The organism is Stenotrophomonas sp. YJH_SMC_73 (assembly GCF_059370155.1).
This window is the reverse complement of record NZ_JCAFTJ010000014.1, coordinates 18140-36515: the sequence shown is the minus strand read 5'-3', so window position 1 is coordinate 36515 and position 18376 is coordinate 18140. Positions and strand designations below refer to the sequence as shown.

Below are 18376 nucleotides of genomic sequence, written 5' to 3'. Positions count from 1 at the left end.
AGTTTCCGATGACGCTTCAGTTCGTCCATGGCGCGGTTGATCGCGAGGGCGCGCCGCTGCATTTCCACATCCACAACGGTCGTATCAGTGGTCTCAACGGTGATGCTGCGCCGCGCGAGGGTGCGGAACCCGTCGACTTGCAGGGCTGTGCCGTCCTGCCGGGCCTGGTCGACGGCCATATTCATCTGGACAAGAGCTTCGTCGGCGACCGCTGGCACCCGCATCAGCCGGTGAACAGCCTGCGAGAGCGGCTGGCGGTGGAGAAGGCCGCGGTGGCGGGCGCGGCGCCAATGGTGGACCGTGCCGAGGCCTTGATCCGCCAGTGCAGCCGCTTCGGCACGGTGGCGATGCGCTGTCACGTCGATGTCGACGGCAGCACCGGCCTGCGTCATCTCGAAGCAGTGCGCGAGGCCGCGCTGCGCTGCGCCGACATCATGCGGATCCAGCTGGTGGCGTTCCCGCAGGCCGGGGTGATGTCCTGTCCCGGCACCGCCGCCGTACTGGAGCAGGCCCTTGCCGCAGGGGTGGAGGTGCTGGGCGGCATAGATCCGACCACGCTCGACGGCGATGCCGAAGGCCAGCTGGCCCTGCTGTTCGGCCTGGCCGAGCGCTATGGCGTGCAGCTGGACATCCACCTGCATGAGCCCGGCGAAACCGGACTGGCCCAGCTGCTGCGCATCGCCGCACGCACCCGTGCCGCCGGCCTGCAGGGACGCGTTGCGGTCAGCCATGCCTACTCGCTGGGCGACGTGCCGCTGGCGCGCGCGCTGCAGGTGGGTGAAGCACTGGCCACGGCGGGCGTTGCGATCATGAGCAACGCGCCGGGCGACCATCCGTTCCCGCCGCTGCGTGCATTGCACGACGCCGGCGTGCGCATGTTCGCCGGCAATGACAACATCCGCGACTGCTGGTGGCCGTATGGCAATGGGGACCTGCTGCAGCGCGCGATGCTGCTGGGCTACCGCTCGGGCTTCTACACCGATGGCGACCTGATGCTGGCGCTGGACATGGTCACCACCCATGCCGCGCAGGTGATCGGGCTGCCGCAGCACGGCATCGCCGAAGGCCGGCCGGCGACGTTCGTGGCCGTGCGTGCGGACCATGGCCCGGCGGCCGTGGCCGGGGTGCCGGTGGAGCGCCGGGTGGTGGTTGACGGCCGTTGGTTGTAGATCCACGCCGTGCGTGGAGGGAGCCATCGCGTGGTCTCATTCATCCACGCATGGCATGGATCCACCTCGATGTGTCGTCAGGCGTAATCGTCGGCGCGGGTAGCGACGAACGCTTCCAGCCACGCCAGCAGGTGGGCGATGTCGATGACTTCGCCCTGTTCGACGCGCTTGAGCAGCAGTGTGCTGGCGCCGATCTGCAGGCTGCTGTCGGCATAGCGCAGCACTGCATCGATGCCCCAGGCGTCGGTGACCTGCATCCAGGCCAGGCCCGGCACGCGTTGGGCCAGGGTATCGCCGAACGCCACGCCCAGCGCTTCCCAGCCATCGCAGTCGTCAGGCTCGATCAGCTCGGCATCGATCACGCGCTGCAGCGTGCTGGCCGCCAGCGGCCATTGCACCGGCAGCGTCGGGAAGCCGGCGGCGACGCGCGCGGCGATCAGCGAGCGCTGGTGCTGCAGGTGCGTCTGCAGGGCGGCGGGCAGGGGGTCGAAGCGGGCGGGGATTTCGTCGGACATGACACGATGCCGTGGAGCACGGAAACAGGAGGCACTCTAGCGGCAGAGCCGTGACTTCCGCGCGACAGGCGTGATCAGCTTTCGATGGTCAATGCGCGGATTTCGCTTCGGGGTCAGATCCGTTTCGGAAAACGGATCTGACCCCACGCGGGACGATGTTGCCGTCGCGGCTGCCGGCCAGCGGCCCACGCTACCGCAGTTGCAGTGGTCAATCCGGTTCGCGCTGCACCTGCCGCCACAGCTCGCTGGCCAGCGCGCGCACCGCATCGTCGGCGTCCGCACGATGCAGCAGGCCGATTTCGTAGTTGTCGATCACCGGCAGGTCGCGCTCACCATCGATGATGCGATGATCGCGGCTCACCGCGCGGCGTGGCAGCAGGCTGATGCCGATGCCATCGGCCACCGCGCCCTGGATGCCGCTCAGCGACGAGCTGGTGAAGGCGATGCGCCAGCGCAGGCCCAGCGCTTCCACGGCATGGATCATCTCGTCGCGGTACAGCCCGCGCGGCGGGAAGGTGACCAGCGGCAGCGGGTCCTGCTGCAGGCAGCTGCTGCGCAGGCTGTCGATCCAGTGCATCGGCTCGCGCCGGCAATGCACCGCCTGGCGGCTGTTGCGGCGCTGCTTGACCAGAACCAGGTCCAGCTCGCCGTGGTCGAAGCCGTGGGCCAGGTCGCGGCTGAGGCCGCTGCTGATTTCCAGCTTCACCTGCGGGTGACGGCGGCTGAAAGCGGCCAGCATGCGTGTGGTCTGCGCGTTGACGAAGTCCTCGGGGACACCGATGCGCACCGCGGTTTCCACGGTGGCGCCGGCCAGCGCCTGCGCCATTTCCTCGTTCAGGTCGAGCATGCGTCGCGCATAGCCGAGCAGGGTGTGGCCGGCATCGGTGGGGTGCACGTCGCGATGGCCGCGTTCAAGCAGGCGATGCCCGGCCAGTTCCTCCAGCCGGCGCACCTTCTGGCTGACCGTGGACTGGGTCGAATGCAGGCGCGTGGCCGCCGTGGTGAAGCTGCCGCAGTCGGCCACCATCACCAGCGCCCGCAGCAGGTCCAGTTCGAACAGGGTTCTATTCGATTTGGCACTGTCTTGCATTTGAACATTTCACTTCTGGATACCCAGGCCGACTTCTACCATGCAGGGCAGGGGCCGGCAACGCCCGGCTGTTGCTACCGTCGCACGGCGTTCCGTGGCGACGGACATGAGGAGACACTGTCATGCGCGTCCATCATTCCGCTGGCTGGCCTGCGCCGTTCACGCGCATGCTGCTGTTGTGCCTGCTGGCCATGGTCACCCCCGCCTGCACCGCCACGTCCAGGGCCGACGCAGACGCGCGCCTGCGGGATGCTGCCAGCCGCGGCGACGCCGATGCGGTGCGACAGGCGATCGAGGATGGCGCCACGCTGGAGGCGCGCGATGGCCAGGGCCGCACCGCGCTGCTGCTGGCCACGCAGGGCAACAACGTGGATGCCGCGCGTGAGCTGATCGAGGCCGGGGCAGACGTCAACGCCAAGGACGCGTTGCAGGACAGCGCCTACCTGTACGCCGGTGCGCGCGGCCTGGACGAGATCCTGGCGATGACCCTGGCGCATGGCGCCGATCTGCGCAGCACCAACCGCTATGGCGGCACCGCGCTGATTCCGGCCGCCGAGCGTGGCCACGTCGCCACCGTACGTACGCTGCTGCGCGCGGGCGTGGCGGTCGATCATGTGAACCGCCTGCACTGGACCGCGCTGCTGGAAGCAATCCTGCTCGGCGATGGCGGTGCGCGCCACCTGCAGATCGTGCAGTTGCTGCTGGAGGCCGGTGCCGACCCGGAGCTGGCCGACGGCGACGGCGTGACGCCGCTGGCGCATGCGCGCCAGCGCGGCTATACCGGAATTGAGACCCTGCTGCGCCAGCACGGCGCGGTGCGCTGAATGCAAACCCCTTCCACCCGCACGCTGGGCGTGCCCATCAGGATGCTGTCCATGTTCCGTTCCCGTCCGTTGTCCCTTGCCATCCTCCTTGCGGTGGCACCGCTGTCGGCGTCTGCCGCCGGGCGCGCCGACCTGCTGATCCACAATGCCACCGTGGTCGATGTCGAGCACGCCAGTACCCGGGCCGGGCAGAGCGTGGTGATCCGTGGCGAGGACATCGTCGCCGTCGGCCCGGACGCGCAGCTGCGCAGCCAATGGAGTGCGGCCCGCCAGATCGATGCCAAGGGCAAGTACCTGATCCCGGGCCTGTGGGACATGCACGTGCACTTTGGTGGTGGCCCGGCGCTGATCGAAGAGAACAAGGCACTGCTGCCGCTGTACATCGCGCACGGCATCACCACGGTGCGTGACTGTTCCGGCGACCTGCCCGAGCAGGTGCTGCAGTGGCGCGGGGAAATTGCCAAGGGCACGCTGTTCGGTCCGCGGCTGCTCAGCTCGGGCGCGAAGATCGAAGGCCTCAAGCCGGTCTGGAAGGGCACGATCGAAGTGGGCAGCAAGGCCGACGTCGACAAGGCGATCACCCGCCTGCAGCACGACAAGGTCGATTTCGTGAAGATCACCGACAGCACGCTGAAGCCGGAACTGTTCCTGTACTCGGCCAATGCCGCGCGCAATGCCGGATTCAAGGCGTCGGGGCACATCCCGATGGCGCTGACCGTGGAGCAGGCAATCGATGCCGGGCTGGCCTCGATCGAGCATCTGGACTACGCATTCAAGGCCGGGAGCAAGGACGAGGCGCAGATTGCCGGCGACTTCGGTGCCGGCCGCATCGACCGCGCCGAAGCCAACCGCCGCCTCGACGCCAGCTTCGACCGCGATACGGCGATGCATGCCTACCGCGATTTCGCCAGGCGCGGCGTGTTCGTGACCCCGACCCTCAACGGTGGCCGCATCCTCGATTTCCTTGACCAGGATGACCACGCGAACGATCCGTACCTGGCTTACATCGGCCCGGGCCTGCGCGCGACCTACCAGTGGCGCGTTGAACGTGCCGCCAAGGCAACGCCAGCGCAGATCGAAGCGCGCCACGCGCAGTACCACCAGGTGGCCGCCGTGCTGCCGATGCTGCAGGAAGCCGGCGTGACGATCATCGCCGGCACCGATGCGGGCTTCCTCAACTCGTTCAACTTCCCGGGCATCGCCCTGCACCAGGAGCTGCAGCTGTTCGTGAAGGAAGGCTTGAGCGCGCCGCAGGCGCTGTCGGCGGCGACCCGTTCCGGCCCGGCCTGGTTCGGCCAGATGAATCGTTACGGGGGTGTTGCTCAAGGCAAGGCCGCCGATCTGGTGCTGCTGACCGCCAACCCGCTGCAGGACATTGCCGCCACCGAAAAGATCGACAGCGTGATCCTGCGTGGCAACGTGTATGACCGCGCCGCGCTGGACAAGATGCTGGCCGACACCAGGGCCAAGGTCGCGGCGTGGAATGCCGAGGCGGCGAAGGCGCGGTGATCGACAGGGTCAGAGCCCTTCCCCGTGGGAAGGGATCCGACCCTGTGGCTTCGATGCGGTCGGTGACCTAACGCGGTGCCGGCCGCATTCCGTGCAGCTGCGGCAGTGCGGCCTTCATCGCATCGATGAAGGCGCGCAGCCGTGGCGGCTGCTGGCGCGCGGCGGGAAATACCACGTGTACCGGCAGCGCCGGCGCCTGCCAGTCCGGCAGCAGCTGCACCAGCCGCCCTTGTGCGAGGTCTCCGGCCACCAGCCAGGCCGAGACCACCGCTGCACCCAGCCCAGCACATGCGGCCTGTTGCACCACGAACAGGTTGTCGCTGAGCAGGCGCGGGCTGATCGAAAGGGTATGCGCACGCCCCTGCGCGTCATGCAGCAGCAGGCGTTCGCGGTAGTAGGTGACCAGTGAAATCCACGGCAGTGCCTGCGCCTGTTCTGGTGTGCTGATCGCGGTGGCCTGCACCAGCGAGGGCGCTGCCACGACGATGCGCGGCACTTCGGCGAGCGGCAGTGCGACCATGCGCGGTTCGTCGACCGGTCCCACCCGCACCGCGCAGTCGATGCCTTCGGCGATGAAATCCGGGCGACGATCTTCCAGGATCCACTCCAGGCTCAGCTGTGGGTGCTGGGCGAGGAACGCGAGCATGGTCGGCAGCAGCTGCGCCTGGCCGAAGGCATGCGGCACCATCACCCGCAGGCGTCCGCGCAGCGTTTCCGGTTCGCCGTGCAGTTCGGCCTGCAGCGACTCCCATTCGTCGACCACGCGTTGCGCATGGCGCTGGCAGCGCAGGCCATCTTCGGTCAGCTGCAGGCCATGGGTGGAGCGCTGCAGCAGGCGCAGGCCGAGCTGCCGCTCCAGTGCCTGAAGGCGCCGGCTGACCGTCGGCTGGGTGGTGCCCAGCTGCACGGCGGCGGCAGACAGGCTGCCGGCATCGACGATGCGCAGGAAGGTGCGCAGCAGATCCAGGCGATCGGCGCCGGTGGCGAGGTCATTCATGCGTGTCACGTATGAAGTATATGTGCAGGAGCCTACTACAGACGCATGGCGAATACGGGCAGGATACGCCCACTTCCTCCACCGGACTCCCCCATGTCTACCCCTTCGCTGTCCGTCGTCGCACCCGCGAACGCGCCTTCCACCCCGCTGGTGCTGGCGATGGCGGCCGGCGCCGGCTTTTCGGTCGCCTCGCTGTACTACAGCCAGCCGATGCTGGGCCTGATCGCGCAGGACCTTGGCGCAGGTGAGCGCGCCGCCGGGCTGGTGCCGACCCTGACCCAGCTCGGCTACGCGCTGGGCATCCTGCTGCTGGCACCGTTGGGCGACCGCTTCGACCGCCGCCACCTGATCCTGTTGAAGTCCGCGCTGCTGGCGTTGGCACTGGGCGCCGCAGCGATGGCCGGGCACCTGCCGGGCCTGCTGATGGCCAGCCTGCTGGTCGGGTTGATGGCCACGCTGGCGCAGGACATCGTGCCGGCCGCTGCGGTCCTGGCGCCGGATGCACAGCGCGGCCAGATCGTCGGCCGGGTAATGACCGGCCTGCTGCTCGGCATCCTGCTGTCGCGCGTGGTCAGTGGCGTGGTGGCCGAGGCATGGGGTTGGCGCACGCAGTTCGTGCTGGCCGCGGTATCGGTGGCGGCGATGGGCGCAGTGATGGCGCGTGCGCTGCCGCGTTTCGCACCGACCAGCACGCTGCGCTATCCGGCGTTGCTGGGCTCGTTGCTGGCGTTGTGGCGCGAGCAGCCGCAGCTGCGCCGCGCGGTGGCGAGCCAGTCGTTGCTGGCGGTCGGCTTCAGCGCATTCTGGTCGACGTTGGCGCTGATGCTGCATGCCCGCCTGGGCCTGGGCAGTGCGGCGGCGGGTGCGTTCGGTATTGCGGGTGCGGCCGGTGCGCTGGCCGCACCGTTCGCAGGACGTTTCGCTGATCGCCTGGGTTGCCATGCCGTGGCGCGGTTGGCGATCGCGGTGGCGCTGCTGGGCTTCGGCCTGCTGCTGGCCGAAGCCTGGCTGCCGGCCGCCGCGCTGCTGCCGCTGCTGGTGGTGAGTGCGCTGCTGTTCGACTTCGGTTTCCAGTCGGCGCTGGTGGCGCACCAGACGCTGGTCTATGGCCTGGTGCCGCCGGCACGCAGCCGGCTCAACGCGCTGCTGTTCACCGGCATGTTCATCGGCATGGCCGCTGGCGGTGCGCTGGGCAGCCTGGCGCTGGCGCAGTGGGGGTGGCACGGCGTGGCCTGGCTGGCGGTGATGTGCGCGGGCGGCAGTCTGCTGCTGCGTTTGAAGTAGGGGTGGTGTTCGGCAGGGCTTGCAGCCCTGCACCTGCGGTAGTGCCGGCCGCTGGCCGGCAACAGCGCAAACAGCGGATTTTCAGTAGCCTTCGACAGGTTCCTGCGGTCTGTTGGAACGGCTCTTGGGGTCAGATCCGTTTTCCGAAGGAAAACGGATCTGACCCCTGATTGATTTCGATATCTGACAGAAGTGTCGACCAAGGTCGACACCTACCAAACGCCATCGGAATCCGTCAGAGGTGGGGCGGTGTCGGAGTGCGGGGTGTCAGCCGCATGGATGCGGCTGCCAAGCTTGCAGGGACGTACTTGCAGCGTCCCCGCACTCCGACACCGCCCCGCCAACCCACGGAATGCCGCTTCTGCTGTTGCTGTTGCTTGAATGCCGCGGCAGGTGCAGGGCTGCAAGCCCTGCCGAACAACCCCCTAATCGTGACCGCTGTCGTCCAGGCTGATGATGCCGCGCCGCAGCGCCTGGGTCACCGCGTGCGTGCGATCACCCACGCCCAGCTTGTCCATCAGGCTCTTCATGTGCGCCTTCACCGTCTGCTCGGAAATCTGCATGCGCTCGCCGATGCGCTTGTTCGACAGGCCACCGGCCACATGCCGCAGCACCTCCGTCTCGCGCGGCGACAACCGGTCCTCCACCACATGTGCGGCAATGCTCGCAGCGACTGCCGGTGGTATCGGTGCGCGCCGGCCGCCAGCGACCATGCGGATCGTATCGACCAGCTCGTGGCGCAGCATGTCCTTCAACAGGTACGCACTGGCGCCGGCCTGCAGCGCCCGTACCGCACGCACGTCACCGCGATAGGTGGTCAGCACGATGATGCGCGCACGCGGGTCCATCGCGCGGATCCGCACGATGGCTTCCACACCATCCAGGCGTGGCATCTGCAGGTCCATCAGCACCACGTCCGGCTGCAGCTGCTGATAGCGCTCGATGGCTTCCTCGCCATCGGCGGCCTCGCCGAGCAGGCGCAGGTCGGAATGGGCGCCCAGCAGCGCGGCCAGGCCGTCACGCAGCAGCGGGTGGTCGTCGACCACCAGCACGCCGATCGGGGCAGGGGACTCAGTCATGGTGGCTTCTACTCCAGGGCCAGCGCCAACGCGATGGGCGGCGGTGATACAGGCGACGGGCGGGAACCGCCAGCGCGACTTCAGTGCCCAGCCCGGGGCGGGTCCACAGCCGCAGCTCCGCGCCGAGGCGCTGCGCGCGCTCACGCATGCCCTGCAGGCCCCAATGGCCATGCCCGGCATTTTCGTCGGCGATGCCGACGCCATCGTCGCGCACGTGCAGCAGGAAGCACCGCGCGCCGTAGGACAGCTCTACCTCGATGGCGCTGGCATTGGCGTGGCGCAGTGCATTGCGGATGGCCTCGCGGCCGATCAGGAACACTTCCTCGGCGGCATCGGCCTGCAGCGGTGGTGTTGCGCCTTCCACAGTCAGGCGCAGCGGATTGGTGCCGTGCCCGGCGTATTCGGCGTGAACATCGGCCAGCGCCGAAGCGAGGTCGCGGCCCGCGAAAGGACCGTCGCGCAGTGCGTTGACCCGCTCCCGGCCCTCGGCCAGGTTGCGTTCGGCCAGCTGCATCGCCGATTCCAGCTGGCCGCGCACCCTGTCCGGGGTCTGCGGCGACTGGCTGATCGCGTGCAGCCGCAGGATCAGGCCCTGGCTGCCCTGCAGCAGCGTGTCGTGCAGGTCGCGGGCAATGCGTTCGCGTTCGCCATGGCGTTCCTGCAGGCGCGCACGGAACAGTGCAGCCAGCTGCCCGCTGCGGATGCGCACCGCCAGGACCAGCAGCGCAAGCACCGCGGCGGCGCACAGCAGCTTGAACCACAGGGTCTGCATGAAGGTAGGGGCGATGCGGAAGGTGCGGCTGGCGGGTGCAGTGCTCCAGATGCCGTCTTCGTTGGCGGCTTCCACCTCGAACCGGTAATTGCCCGGTGCGAGGTTGGTGTAATACGCGCGCGTGCTGCTGCCGGCATCCTGCCAGCCGTCGTCGACCCCGGACAGGCGATAGCGGTAGCGGTTGCGCTCCGGGCGCGCCAACGACAGCGCCACGTAATCGATCTGCAATTGGCTGGTGCCGGCCGGAAGGCGCAGGCCGTCGCGCAGTGGCTGGTGTTCACTGCCGTACAGCACGTCGCCGATGCGCACGCTGGGCGCCATGGTGTTGACGTGCGAGCGGGTGGTGTCCAGCCAGGCCAGGCCCTGGTTGGTGGCCAGCCACAACAGGCCATCGCTGGCCAGCGCGGTGGTGGCGATCGGTCCGCTCTGCAGGGCGATGCCCGGCATGCCATCCACCGCATCGAACAGGCGGGGCGTCACCGGCTGCCGGCTGCGCAGTGCGCGCCGCAGCTGATCGCTCCCGAGCCGGACCAGGCCACGACTGCCATTGAGCCAGAGGTAGCCATTCGCATCGGCCACCATGCCGGTGATGCCTTCCATGACGCCGGCCATGTCGGTGCTCACCTGAACGAACCGGCCATTGCCCGGGCGCACGGCCAATCCGGCCTCGCCGGCTACCAGCAGGAGGTCCTGATGATCGAGTACCGCCGTGATCGGCCCGACCGACAGGCCGTGGCTGGCGTCGAAGGTTTCGATCTGCGTCGCCCCCATGCGGCGCAGCCGGCCGTCTGCATAGCCGAGCAGCAGCTGGCCGTTGGCATCCAGCGCCAGTGACGAGCAGGCCTGTTCGGGCAGGCGGCGTTCGCGTTGCCACTGGCCCTGCTGGTAGTGCAGCACCCCCCGTTCGCCGGTGCAGACCCAGGCCTGTTCGTCGTCGGGGAACAGCAGGGCATGCAGTGGTTGCCCGGTGAACGGCGCAGGCAGCGGAATCCGCGTGGTGCGGCCGGCCACGGTGCGCGCAAGGTTGACCCAGTCGAACTGCCAGATCGGGGCAGCTGCCTGGCGCGCGGCGGCCTGCAGCTGCGTGGCGCTGCCATCGAGCAGGGTGCGCTCGAGGTCGTAGGGCTTGAGGTCTTCGCCATAGCCATACACATGGCCATCGCTGGCCCGCACCAGCGAGCGGTAGGGATCACTGGGACCAACCGCCAGCGTGTGCACGCTGCGCGCGCGGAAGCGGTTGAGGCCGAGATTGGTGCCGACCCAGAGATTGCCTTCGCGATCAACGATGATCGGCACGGCCGAGGTGGCGGTCAGCCCGTGCGGCGAATCGAAGCGCTCCATGCGTATGGCGCGGTCGCCATCGAAGGTGACCCGGGCGACACCGCCATGCGGGCTCATCGTTGCCCACAGCGCGCCATCGGCAGTGAACTGCAGGCGCGCCGCCACCAGCTCCGGCAACCGTCGTGCCTCGCGCTCGCTGTCCGGCAGCAGGCCTCGTGCGTTGGCCAGCGGCGACGTACCGCGCACGCGGTCGGCCAGCCACACTTCCCCCTGCGGACTTTCGGCCAGCGTCGCCATCTGCGAAACGGCGATGCCGGTGTCCTTGAAGGCCGCCTGGCCGGCCGCGCGCACCCAGATCTTCAGGTCGGCCAGTACCCAGAAGGTGCCGCGGCTGTCGTGCAGCAGCCATTGCACGCGATGTTCCGGCACCCCCATGCCAGCGGGCAGCGGCTGCCAGCGTTGGCCAGTGAATTGGCGTAGTCCACCATTGATCGCGGCCCACAGCCGGCCGTCACGGTCCTGGCTGAAGTGTGGCACCACACCCACCGGCACGCCCTGGTCGCGGCCGTAGTTGTGCAGCTGGCCGCGCGCAAACTGACTGATGCCGGCCTGGAAGTAGCCGATCCACAGTGCATCGTCGCGGCCCCGCGCAAGGGTGACCATGTTGGTGGACGGGAAATGGCTGCCCGCGGGAGCGGCCTGGCGTTCAAAGCGACGACCGTCGAAGCGGTACAGCCCTGAGCCGGTGGCCAGCCACAACAGGCCATCGCGGTCCTGGGTGATGTCCCAGATGTCACCGGGGGCGCCCTGGCCGACGCGCCAGGCCGTGTGCTCGTAATCGGGCAACCCGCCGCTCACCGGCGGGCGCTGCACGGCAAGGGCGGGCAGGGCGGTCAACAGCAGCAGGCAGGTCAGCAGCGTCCGCAGGTGACGTTGCAACGGGAAGGGGCGGCCACGCATGGCGCGCATTCTGGCAGGTGCGGGGCAGTCCGGGGTGACCCGAACGGGGTAGGCAGTGGCCGCCGTGGTCGGCTATCACGCCGGCATGACCCCTGGAGCCCGGCCATGCAGCGCCTGTTCGTGATGTTCCCTGATCGCGGTCCGGGCATCGGCCTGCTGTGGCTGCGGCTGTGCCTGGCCGCCGCGCTGTGCGCGCCTGGCACGCATGCTGGTTGGGGGGCGGTGCTGTGCGGGCTGGCGGCGGCCATGCTCGTGCTGGGCGTGTTGACGCCGCTGGCGACCCTGATGGCAGCCGCGACCATGTTCGCGCAGCAGGCACCGTGGCCGCTGGTGGCGTTGCCTGCGGCGCTGCTGATGCTGGGGCCGGGCGCCTACTCGGTGGATGCGCGCTTGTTCGGGCGCCGCCTGCTCGGCCGTCGGCCTCCCCCATTCGGGTAGGTGCCGGCCTCGACCGACGGGGGTAGGGCATCGTGCGCCGGCCACGCACCATGGGCCACCCCCTCGCGGCGCCCCGCATGGCCACCGTCAGTCCGCCCGATCCGTCCGCCATCCCACTTGCCCCGCAGCAGGCCGCCGCACTGCAGCGCGCCCTGCGCTATGTCGATGAGCACCTGTCGCAGCCGCTGCGGGTGACCGAGCTGGCGCAGGCTGCCTGTGTCAGCCGCTTCCACCTGGTGCGCCTGTTCCGTAGCGGCACCGGTGCCAGCCCGCTGCGCTACGTGCGCCGCCGCCGCATCCAGCGTGCCTGCCAACTGCTGCCCAGCGCGCAGTTGCCGATGGCGTGCCTGGCCCAGCAGCTGGGCTTCTTCGACCAGAGCCATTTCGTCCGCAGCTTCCGCGCCGAGACCGGCTGCAGCCCCGGCCAGTATCGGGCCGGCGATGCGGCCCTGCTGCTTCCCCCTGATCATGTTTCCCACGGAGTCCACCCATGAGCCTTGCCACCGCCACGCCCGCCCCGGCCCTGCTGTCGCCCACCGACCATGCCCTGGTGCTGATCGACTTCCAGTCGCAGATGGCATTTGCTACCCACACGATCGACATCTCCGCGCTGCGCAACAACGTGTCGCTGATCAGCAAGGGGGCCAAGGGGTTCAACGTGCCGGTCGTGTTGACCACGGTGGCCGAGACGTCATTCTCCGGCCCGATGTTCCCGGAACTGCCGCAGATCTTCCCGGGCCAGCCGGTGTTCGACCGCACTTCGATGAATACCTGGGAAGACCAGCCGGTAATCGATGAGATCAACCGCATCGGCAAGCGCCGGCTGGTTCTTGCCGGCCTGTGGACCAGTGTCTGCATCGTGGGTCCGGCGCTGTCGGCGCTGGCGCAGGGCTTCGAGGTCCACGTGATCACCGATGCCTGTGGCGATGTCAGCGAAGAAGCGCACGAGCGTGCGATCACCCGCATGGTGCAGGCCGGCGCCGTGCCGATGACCAGCGTGCAGTACCTGCTTGAACTGCAGCGTGACTGGGCACGCGGTGAAACCTACGACCTGACCACCGGCATCGCCCGCGACCACGCCGGCGGCTATGGCATCGGCATCCAGTACGCCAAGCGCATGTTCGGCGCGCAGGAAGGCGGGCACTGAGCATGCTGGCCGGCCACGGCCTCGACCTGGCCCTGCTGATGCTGCGGGTGGCGGCAGGCGGCTTCCTGCTGCCTCACGCGCTGGGCAAGCTGTTTGGCTGGTTCGGCGGACCGGGGCTGGCCGGCTTCGCCACCGAGCTGCGCGGTTTCGGGCTGCCGGCAGTGGCGCCGTTGCCGCTGCTGTTGTCCCTGCTGCAGGTGCTGTCCGGGCTGGCCGTGCTGCTGGGCTGGCAGACCCGCATCGCCGCGCTTGCCGCCGCTGCCTTCATCGGCTTCACCGTCCTGTTGGCCTTGCCCAGGGGCTGGTTCTGGATGCGCGGCGGCAGTGAGTACCCGCTGATGTGGGCCACGGTGCTGCTGGCCATCGCCCTGGCCGGGCCGGGGGCCTGGGCGCTGGACGGTCCACGACTTCCGGGAGCTTTCGCATGAGTCACGATCCCCTCGACCACGGCCGCCGCAACGTGGTGCTGGCCAGCGGTGCCGCGGTTGCGCTCGGCCTGGCCGGTCGCGCCGCTGCCGCACTCGATTCCACTTCCAAGGAGCGTCGCATGAGCACGCTGGTCATCCGCAATGCCCGCATCACCACACTCGACCCGCAGCAGCCGCACGCGCAGGCGCTGGCCGTTCAGGAGGGCCGCATCGTCGCTGTCGGCAGCGATGAGGAGATCATGCGCGGCTGGGGCAATGAAGCGACCCTGATCGACGCGCAGGGCCGGCGCCTGCTGCCCGGCCTAAACGACAGCCATACCCACCTGATCCGCGGTGGCCTGAACTACAACCTGGAGCTGCGCTGGGACGGTTTGCGCTCGCTGGGCGACGCGCTGGACATGTTGAAGGCCCAGGTCGACCGCACCCCGGCACCGCAGTGGGTGCGCGTGGTCGGTGGCTTCACTGCCGCACAGTTCAACGAGAAGCGCCTGCCGACGCTGCAGGAGCTCAACGACATTGCGCCGGATACGCCGGTGTTCCTGCTGCACCTGTATGACCGCGCGCTGCTCAACCGCGCCGCGCTGCGCGCCTGCGGCTACAGCAAGGACACGCCGGATCCACCGGGCGGGCAGATCGTGCGTGACTCGCTGGGCAACCCGACCGGGCTGCTGCTGGCCAAGCCCAACGCGCTGATCCTGTATGCGACGCTGGCCAAGGGGCCACGCCTGCCGATCGAGTACCAGGCCAACTCGACGCGCCACTTCATGCGCGAACTGAACCGGCTCGGCATCACCTCGGTGATCGACGCTGGCGGTGGTTTCCAGAACTACCCCGAGGACTACCAGGTCATCGAGCAGCTGCATCGCGATGACCAGCTGACGGTGCGCATCGCCTACAACCTGTTCACCCAGAACAAGGGCAAGGAAGTGGACGACTTCCGCGGCTGGAGCGAGATACTGCAGCCGCGCCAGGGCGATGACCTGCTGCGCCACAACGGCGCTGGCGAAATGCTGGTGTTCTCCGCGGCCGACTTCGAGCTGTTCAACGAGCCGCGCCCGGAACTGCCGCCTGAGCTGGAACCGGAACTGCACGATGTGGTGAAACTGCTGGTCGAGAAGCGTTGGCCCTTCCGCATCCACGCCACCTATGACGAGAGCATCACCCGCATCCTCGATGTGTACGAACAGGTCAACCGCGAGGTGCCGTTCGATGGCCTGCACTGGTTCATCGACCACGCCGAGACCATCACCCCGCGCAACATCGAACGCATCCGCGCGCTGGGCGGCGGCATCGCCGTGCAGCACCGCATGGCCTACCAGGGCGAAGCCTTCGTCGAGCGCTACGGCGTGCAGGCGGCGCGGCACACGCCGCCGGTCAAGCGCATGCTGGCCGAAGGCGTGCCGGTCGGTGCCGGTACCGATGCCACCCGCGTGGCCAGCTACAACCCGTGGGTGGCGTTGTCCTGGCTGGTGACCGGGCGCACCGTGGGCGGGCTGGCCCTGTATGGCGATGAGAACCTGCTCGAGCGCGAACAGGCGCTGCGCCTGTGGACCCAGGGCAGCGCCTGGCTCTCCGGCGACGAAGCGGTGAAGGGCACGCTGAAGGTGGGCCAGCTGGCCGACTTCATCCTGCTCTCGGCCGACTTCTTCCGCGTTGATGACGCGCAGATCGCCGACATCACCAGCCTGCTGACCGTGGTCGGCGGCCGCATCGTGCACGCCGACGGCGATTACGCCGGCCTGGCGCCGCAGCTGCCGCCGGCGATGCCGGACTGGTCGCCGGTCAACCGCTTCGGTGGCTACCACGTCGGCGGTGCTGCCACCGGATTGGCCGCCGCCCATCGCCACCATCACGGTGTCGCCTGCAGCACCCACGGCGCGCACGGGCATGCGGCCCGGCATGCGGCACCCACCGATGACCTGACCGCGTTCTGGGGCGCGATGGGATGCTCGTGCTTCGCCTTCTGAGCCTGGCGCTGCTGGCCGCGCCAGCGCTGGGGCTGGCCTGCGACGGCGGCCGCTGCAGCGACGTCGGCGACGGCCAATTGCAGTGGGATGCCTCACTGCGCGTGCGTGGCCTGTACTACCACCCGGCCCGATTCGGTATCGGCGGCAGTGAAGACGGCTACGGTCTGCTGCGTGCACTGGCGTCGGCCACGTATGTCGAGGACAACTGGCAGGCACGGGTGCAGCTGGGCGTGCATGCCGAGAATGGCAAGGCAGGTGGACCCGGCCGCACCGACCGCAGCGCGCTGGACGTGCAGCAGGCGTACTGGCGCTGGCAGCGCGGTGGCTTCCATCTGCAACTCGGCCGGCAGGAAGCCGGCTATGGCAGCTCGCGGCTGTTGTCGGTGCGCGATGGGCCGAACATCCGCCTGGCGTTCGACGGTGCGCGCGTGGGTTGGAAGGGTAGATCCGGCACGCTTGAACTGATGGCGCTGCGTCCGCTGGAGAACCGACCGGGTGCCCTCGATGATCGCGGCGAACACGGCGCCCACCTGTGGGGTGTCTATGCCACCACGGCACGCGGGCGGGGCGCGGGACAATGGGATCTGTACCTGCTGGACTACCGTCGCGACGGCGCGCGCTTTGCCGCCGGCAGCGGCACCGAACGTCGGCAGACCCTGGGCGCGCGCTGGTTCGGCCAGGCTGGTGCACTGGACTGGAACAGCGAGCTGGTGGCGCAGGGCGGTGAACTGCGAACGACCGCTGGCACGCTCGCTATCCACGCCTGGACGCTGGCCACCGATACGGGGTGGCGCTGGACGGACCTGCCGCTGCAGCCGCGTCTGGGGCTGAAGGCCGACATCGCCAGTGGCGATGGCAATCTGCACGACGGCCGCCTGGGCACCTTCAATGCCTTGTTCCCGAAATCGGCCTATTTCAGCGAGGCCAGCCTGCTGGCCCCGGCCAACCTGATGGACGTCCAGCCGACCCTGACACTGCGCCTGCACGACGCGGTGACCACGGAACTGGGCGTACAGATGGCCTGGAAGCATCGTCGCGCCGATGCGGTCTACACCACGCCGGCACCGCTGGTGGCGTTGCCGGGCAGCGCCGGCGGCGCGCGCCGCATCGGCACGCAGTACAAATCCGAAACCCGCTGGCAGGCCAGCGAACACTGGCAATGGCAGCTGCAGCTGGCCTGGGTCGATGCCGGGCCTGCACTGAAGCAGGCCGGCGGCCGGGACACGCTGTTCGCCTCGATCGTTGGAGCATGGCAATGGTGAACGCAACCGCGTCGCAACCCCCCGCACAGGCCGCAGGCGCCTGGTCCCCACTGAAGATCCAGATGTTCCGCTCGATCTGGCTGGCGATCCTGGCCAGCAACATCGGCACCTGGGTCAACGACGTGGCCGCCGCCTGGGTGATGGCCGAACGTACCGGCTCGCCGTTGATGGTGGCCCTGGTGCAGTCGGCCACCACCTTGCCGATCGTGCTGCTGGCACTGGCCGCCGGAACCCTGGCCGACATCGTTGATCGCCGCAGGTACCTGCTGGCCACCCAGGGCTGGATGCTGCTGGTCGCCGCCGTGATGGCTGCGCTGACCGCGATGGACATGCTGACCCCGCAGCTGCTGGTGCTGCTGACCTTCTGCATGGGCTGCGGTGCGGCGATGGCGATGCCGGCGCAGGCCGCTATCGTGTCCGAACTGGTGCCGCAGCCGATGCTGGCCTCGGCGGTGGCGCTGAACTCGATCGGCATCAACATCGCGCGCTCGATCGGCCCGGCCATCGGCGGCGTGATCGTCGCCCAGCTCGGTGCGGTCTGGGCCTTCGGCTTCAACGCCATCACCTTCGCCGCGATGCTGTTCGTGGTGTGGGGCTGGAAGCGCGACCCGAAGCAGTCCAGCCTGCCGCCGGAAGGCTTCGGTGCGGGCCTGAAAGCGGGCCTGCGCTATGCCAGCCGCGCCGGGCGGTTGCAGGCGGTGCTGATCAAGTCGGTCGGCTTCTTCTTCTTCGCCGCAGCGATGAATGCGTTGCTGCCGGTGGTGGTGCGTGGGCAGATGCAGGGCGGGGCGGGCCAGTACGGCATGCTGCTCGGCTGCATCGGCATCGGTGCGGTGGGGGGTGCGCTGCTGCTGCCGAAGCTGCGCGCGCAGCTGGATCGCGACCTGCTGGTGCTGCTGGCGACCCTGTCGCTGGCCATGAGCCTGGTCGGGCTGGCGCTGACCCGAAGCTGGTACGTGCTGCCGCTGGTGATGCTGGTCAATGGCTTTGCCTGGATCACCGTGCTGTCGTCGCTGCAGATCGCGGCGCAGACCGCAGTGCCGGCGTGGGTGCGTGCGCGTGCGCTGGCGCTGTACATCATGGTGTTCTCTGCCGGCATGGCCGCCGGCGGCCTGAGCTGGGGCGCACTGGCTCAGCGCACCTCGCCGGAGCTGGCCCTGCTGGTGGCTGCCGCGGGTGCGGTCATCGGCGGGTTGCTGGTGTGGCGCGTGCGCATCGCCGGCACCGAAGACCTGAACCTGCGTCCGGCGGGGCACTGGCCAGCCCCCGAACTGTCGGTACCGGTATCCAATGATCGAGGCCCGGTGCTGGTGACCATCGAGTACCGCATTGACGATGCTGATCGCGCCGCGTTCCAGGCGCAGATGCGCACACTGGGCACCATCCGCCGCCGCGATGGCGCCGTGGTCTGGGGCGTGGTCGAGGACGTGGCCAGTCCAGGCATCCACCTGGAGTATTTCGTGACCCCGTCGTGGCTGGAGCACCTGCGCCAGCACGAACGCATCACCGCCGACGACAGGGCGATCCAGGAAGTGCTGCGCGGATTGCATCGCGGTGAGCGTGCGCCGGTGGTGCGCCACTTCGTGGGTGGGCATGACCCGCTGCCTGTCGCTGTGCCGCATCACCACACCGACATCTGAAAAAAAAGGGGACG

16 protein-coding genes are annotated in these 18376 nt (G+C 68.9%); 11 read left to right on the top strand and 5 right to left on the bottom strand.

Features of this window, described 5'->3' with window-relative positions; all coding sequences use genetic code 11:
* The first annotated feature begins 8 nt into the window (after positions 1-8).
* Positions 9-1169 (top strand): amidohydrolase family protein, encoded by a 1161-nt coding sequence (locus AC5P8R_RS19100; protein ID WP_032960248.1) that lies wholly within the window; start codon positions 9-11, stop codon positions 1167-1169.
* A 77-nt stretch (positions 1170-1246) separates the two neighbouring features.
* On the opposite strand, the gene AC5P8R_RS19095 is transcribed toward AC5P8R_RS19100, so the two are convergent.
* Complete coding sequence (locus tag AC5P8R_RS19095; RefSeq protein ID WP_069118246.1) at positions 1247-1684, bottom strand: DUF3806 domain-containing protein; 438 nt, start codon at positions 1682-1684, stop codon at positions 1247-1249.
* Positions 1685-1892: 208 nt separating this feature from the next.
* Entirely contained in the window at positions 1893-2774 is an 882-nt protein-coding gene (locus AC5P8R_RS19090; RefSeq protein ID WP_134966972.1) for a LysR substrate-binding domain-containing protein, read from the bottom strand.
* Positions 2775-2896: 122 nt separating this feature from the next.
* On the opposite strand from AC5P8R_RS19090, the gene AC5P8R_RS19085 reads away from it, so the two are divergent.
* A complete protein-coding gene (locus AC5P8R_RS19085) occupies positions 2897-3598 on the top strand; it encodes an ankyrin repeat domain-containing protein (RefSeq protein ID WP_169410361.1) in 702 nt (233 codons plus the stop codon).
* A 51-nt stretch (positions 3599-3649) separates the two neighbouring features.
* Positions 3650-5107 carry an amidohydrolase family protein gene (locus AC5P8R_RS19080; RefSeq protein WP_495223734.1) on the top strand — a complete coding sequence of 486 codons (1458 nt, stop codon included), beginning with the start codon at positions 3650-3652 and terminating at the stop codon, positions 5105-5107.
* Positions 5108-5174: 67 nt separating this feature from the next.
* Here the strand turns inward: AC5P8R_RS19080 and AC5P8R_RS19075 are convergent, their stop codons facing one another.
* Positions 5175-6104 carry a LysR family transcriptional regulator gene (locus AC5P8R_RS19075; RefSeq protein WP_014647478.1) on the bottom strand — a complete coding sequence of 310 codons (930 nt, stop codon included), beginning with the start codon at positions 6102-6104 and terminating at the stop codon, positions 5175-5177.
* Between the two features lie 93 nt (positions 6105-6197).
* Here AC5P8R_RS19075 and AC5P8R_RS19070 point away from each other — a divergent pair, with 93 nt between their 5' ends.
* A complete protein-coding gene (locus tag AC5P8R_RS19070; protein WP_014647477.1) occupies positions 6198-7388 on the top strand; it encodes an MFS transporter in 1191 nt (396 codons plus the stop codon).
* Positions 7389-7813: 425 nt separating this feature from the next.
* On the opposite strand, the gene AC5P8R_RS19065 is transcribed toward AC5P8R_RS19070, so the two are convergent.
* Both AC5P8R_RS19065 and AC5P8R_RS19060 read right to left on the bottom strand, forming a co-directional pair.
* Positions 7814-8467: a response regulator gene (locus AC5P8R_RS19065; protein ID WP_014647476.1), complete on the bottom strand. Its 654-nt coding sequence runs from the start codon at positions 8465-8467 to the stop codon at positions 7814-7816.
* The gene (locus tag AC5P8R_RS19060; RefSeq protein ID WP_046431146.1) at positions 8460-11489 is read right to left on the bottom strand and encodes a sensor histidine kinase; all 3030 of its coding nucleotides are present in this window, start codon (positions 11487-11489) and stop codon (positions 8460-8462) included. The genes AC5P8R_RS19065 and AC5P8R_RS19060 overlap by 8 nt, the downstream gene beginning before the upstream one ends.
* Before the next feature lie 96 nt (positions 11490-11585).
* Here AC5P8R_RS19060 and AC5P8R_RS19055 point away from each other — a divergent pair, with 96 nt between their 5' ends.
* The 7 genes from AC5P8R_RS19055 (at position 11586) to AC5P8R_RS19025 (ending at position 18362) form a co-directional block, all read left to right on the top strand.
* Positions 11586-11918 (top strand): hypothetical protein, encoded by a 333-nt coding sequence (locus AC5P8R_RS19055; protein WP_046431144.1) that lies wholly within the window; start codon positions 11586-11588, stop codon positions 11916-11918.
* A 77-nt stretch (positions 11919-11995) separates the two neighbouring features.
* Complete coding sequence (locus tag AC5P8R_RS19050; protein WP_014647473.1) at positions 11996-12412, top strand: helix-turn-helix transcriptional regulator; 417 nt, start codon at positions 11996-11998, stop codon at positions 12410-12412.
* Positions 12409-13065 (top strand): hydrolase, encoded by a 657-nt coding sequence (locus tag AC5P8R_RS19045; RefSeq protein ID WP_014647472.1) that lies wholly within the window; start codon positions 12409-12411, stop codon positions 13063-13065. The genes AC5P8R_RS19050 and AC5P8R_RS19045 overlap by 4 nt, the downstream gene beginning before the upstream one ends.
* A gap of 2 nt (positions 13066-13067) precedes the next feature.
* Positions 13068-13493, top strand: a complete 426-nt coding sequence (locus tag AC5P8R_RS19040; RefSeq protein ID WP_288495276.1) for a DoxX family protein — start codon at positions 13068-13070, stop codon at positions 13491-13493.
* Positions 13494-13612: 119 nt separating this feature from the next.
* Positions 13613-15460, top strand: coding sequence for an amidohydrolase (locus AC5P8R_RS19035; protein ID WP_495223753.1), 1848 nt, complete (start codon positions 13613-13615; stop codon positions 15458-15460).
* On the top strand, positions 15439-16722 hold the full coding sequence (locus tag AC5P8R_RS19030) for an alginate export family protein (protein WP_329889973.1): 1284 nt from the start codon (positions 15439-15441) through the stop codon (positions 16720-16722). The genes AC5P8R_RS19035 and AC5P8R_RS19030 overlap by 22 nt, the downstream gene beginning before the upstream one ends.
* The gene (locus AC5P8R_RS19025) at positions 16716-18362 is read left to right on the top strand and encodes an MFS transporter (protein ID WP_495223733.1); all 1647 of its coding nucleotides are present in this window, start codon (positions 16716-16718) and stop codon (positions 18360-18362) included. Before AC5P8R_RS19030 ends, AC5P8R_RS19025 begins: the two co-directional genes overlap by 7 nt.
* The last annotated feature ends 14 nt before the right edge of the window (positions 18363-18376 follow it).

Excerpts from the sequence above, each read along its gene's own strand:
- AC5P8R_RS19085 (WP_169410361.1), top strand. The coding sequence starts at position 2,897 with ATGCGCGTCCATCATTCCGCTGGCTGGCCTGCGCCGTTCACGCGCATG.
- AC5P8R_RS19060 (WP_046431146.1), bottom strand. The coding sequence starts at position 11,489 with ATGCGCGCCATGCGTGGCCGCCCCTTCCCGTTGCAACGTCACCTGCGG.
- AC5P8R_RS19035 (WP_495223753.1), top strand. The coding sequence starts at position 13,613 with ATGAGCACGCTGGTCATCCGCAATGCCCGCATCACCACACTCGACCCG.
- AC5P8R_RS19050 (WP_014647473.1), top strand. The coding sequence starts at position 11,996 with ATGGCCACCGTCAGTCCGCCCGATCCGTCCGCCATCCCACTTGCCCCG.
- AC5P8R_RS19070 (WP_014647477.1), top strand. The coding sequence starts at position 6,198 with ATGTCTACCCCTTCGCTGTCCGTCGTCGCACCCGCGAACGCGCCTTCC.
- AC5P8R_RS19090 (WP_134966972.1), bottom strand. The coding sequence starts at position 2,774 with ATGCAAGACAGTGCCAAATCGAATAGAACCCTGTTCGAACTGGACCTG.
- AC5P8R_RS19055 (WP_046431144.1), top strand. The coding sequence starts at position 11,586 with ATGCAGCGCCTGTTCGTGATGTTCCCTGATCGCGGTCCGGGCATCGGC.
- AC5P8R_RS19065 (WP_014647476.1), bottom strand. The coding sequence starts at position 8,467 with ATGACTGAGTCCCCTGCCCCGATCGGCGTGCTGGTGGTCGACGACCAC.
- AC5P8R_RS19030 (WP_329889973.1), top strand. The coding sequence starts at position 15,439 with ATGCTCGTGCTTCGCCTTCTGAGCCTGGCGCTGCTGGCCGCGCCAGCG.
- AC5P8R_RS19075 (WP_014647478.1), bottom strand. The coding sequence starts at position 6,104 with ATGAATGACCTCGCCACCGGCGCCGATCGCCTGGATCTGCTGCGCACC.
- AC5P8R_RS19080 (WP_495223734.1), top strand. The coding sequence starts at position 3,650 with ATGTTCCGTTCCCGTCCGTTGTCCCTTGCCATCCTCCTTGCGGTGGCA.
- AC5P8R_RS19025 (WP_495223733.1), top strand. The coding sequence starts at position 16,716 with ATGGTGAACGCAACCGCGTCGCAACCCCCCGCACAGGCCGCAGGCGCC.
- AC5P8R_RS19045 (WP_014647472.1), top strand. The coding sequence starts at position 12,409 with ATGAGCCTTGCCACCGCCACGCCCGCCCCGGCCCTGCTGTCGCCCACC.
- AC5P8R_RS19095 (WP_069118246.1), bottom strand. The coding sequence starts at position 1,684 with ATGTCCGACGAAATCCCCGCCCGCTTCGACCCCCTGCCCGCCGCCCTG.
- AC5P8R_RS19040 (WP_288495276.1), top strand. The coding sequence starts at position 13,068 with ATGCTGGCCGGCCACGGCCTCGACCTGGCCCTGCTGATGCTGCGGGTG.
- AC5P8R_RS19100 (WP_032960248.1), top strand. The coding sequence starts at position 9 with ATGACGCTTCAGTTCGTCCATGGCGCGGTTGATCGCGAGGGCGCGCCG.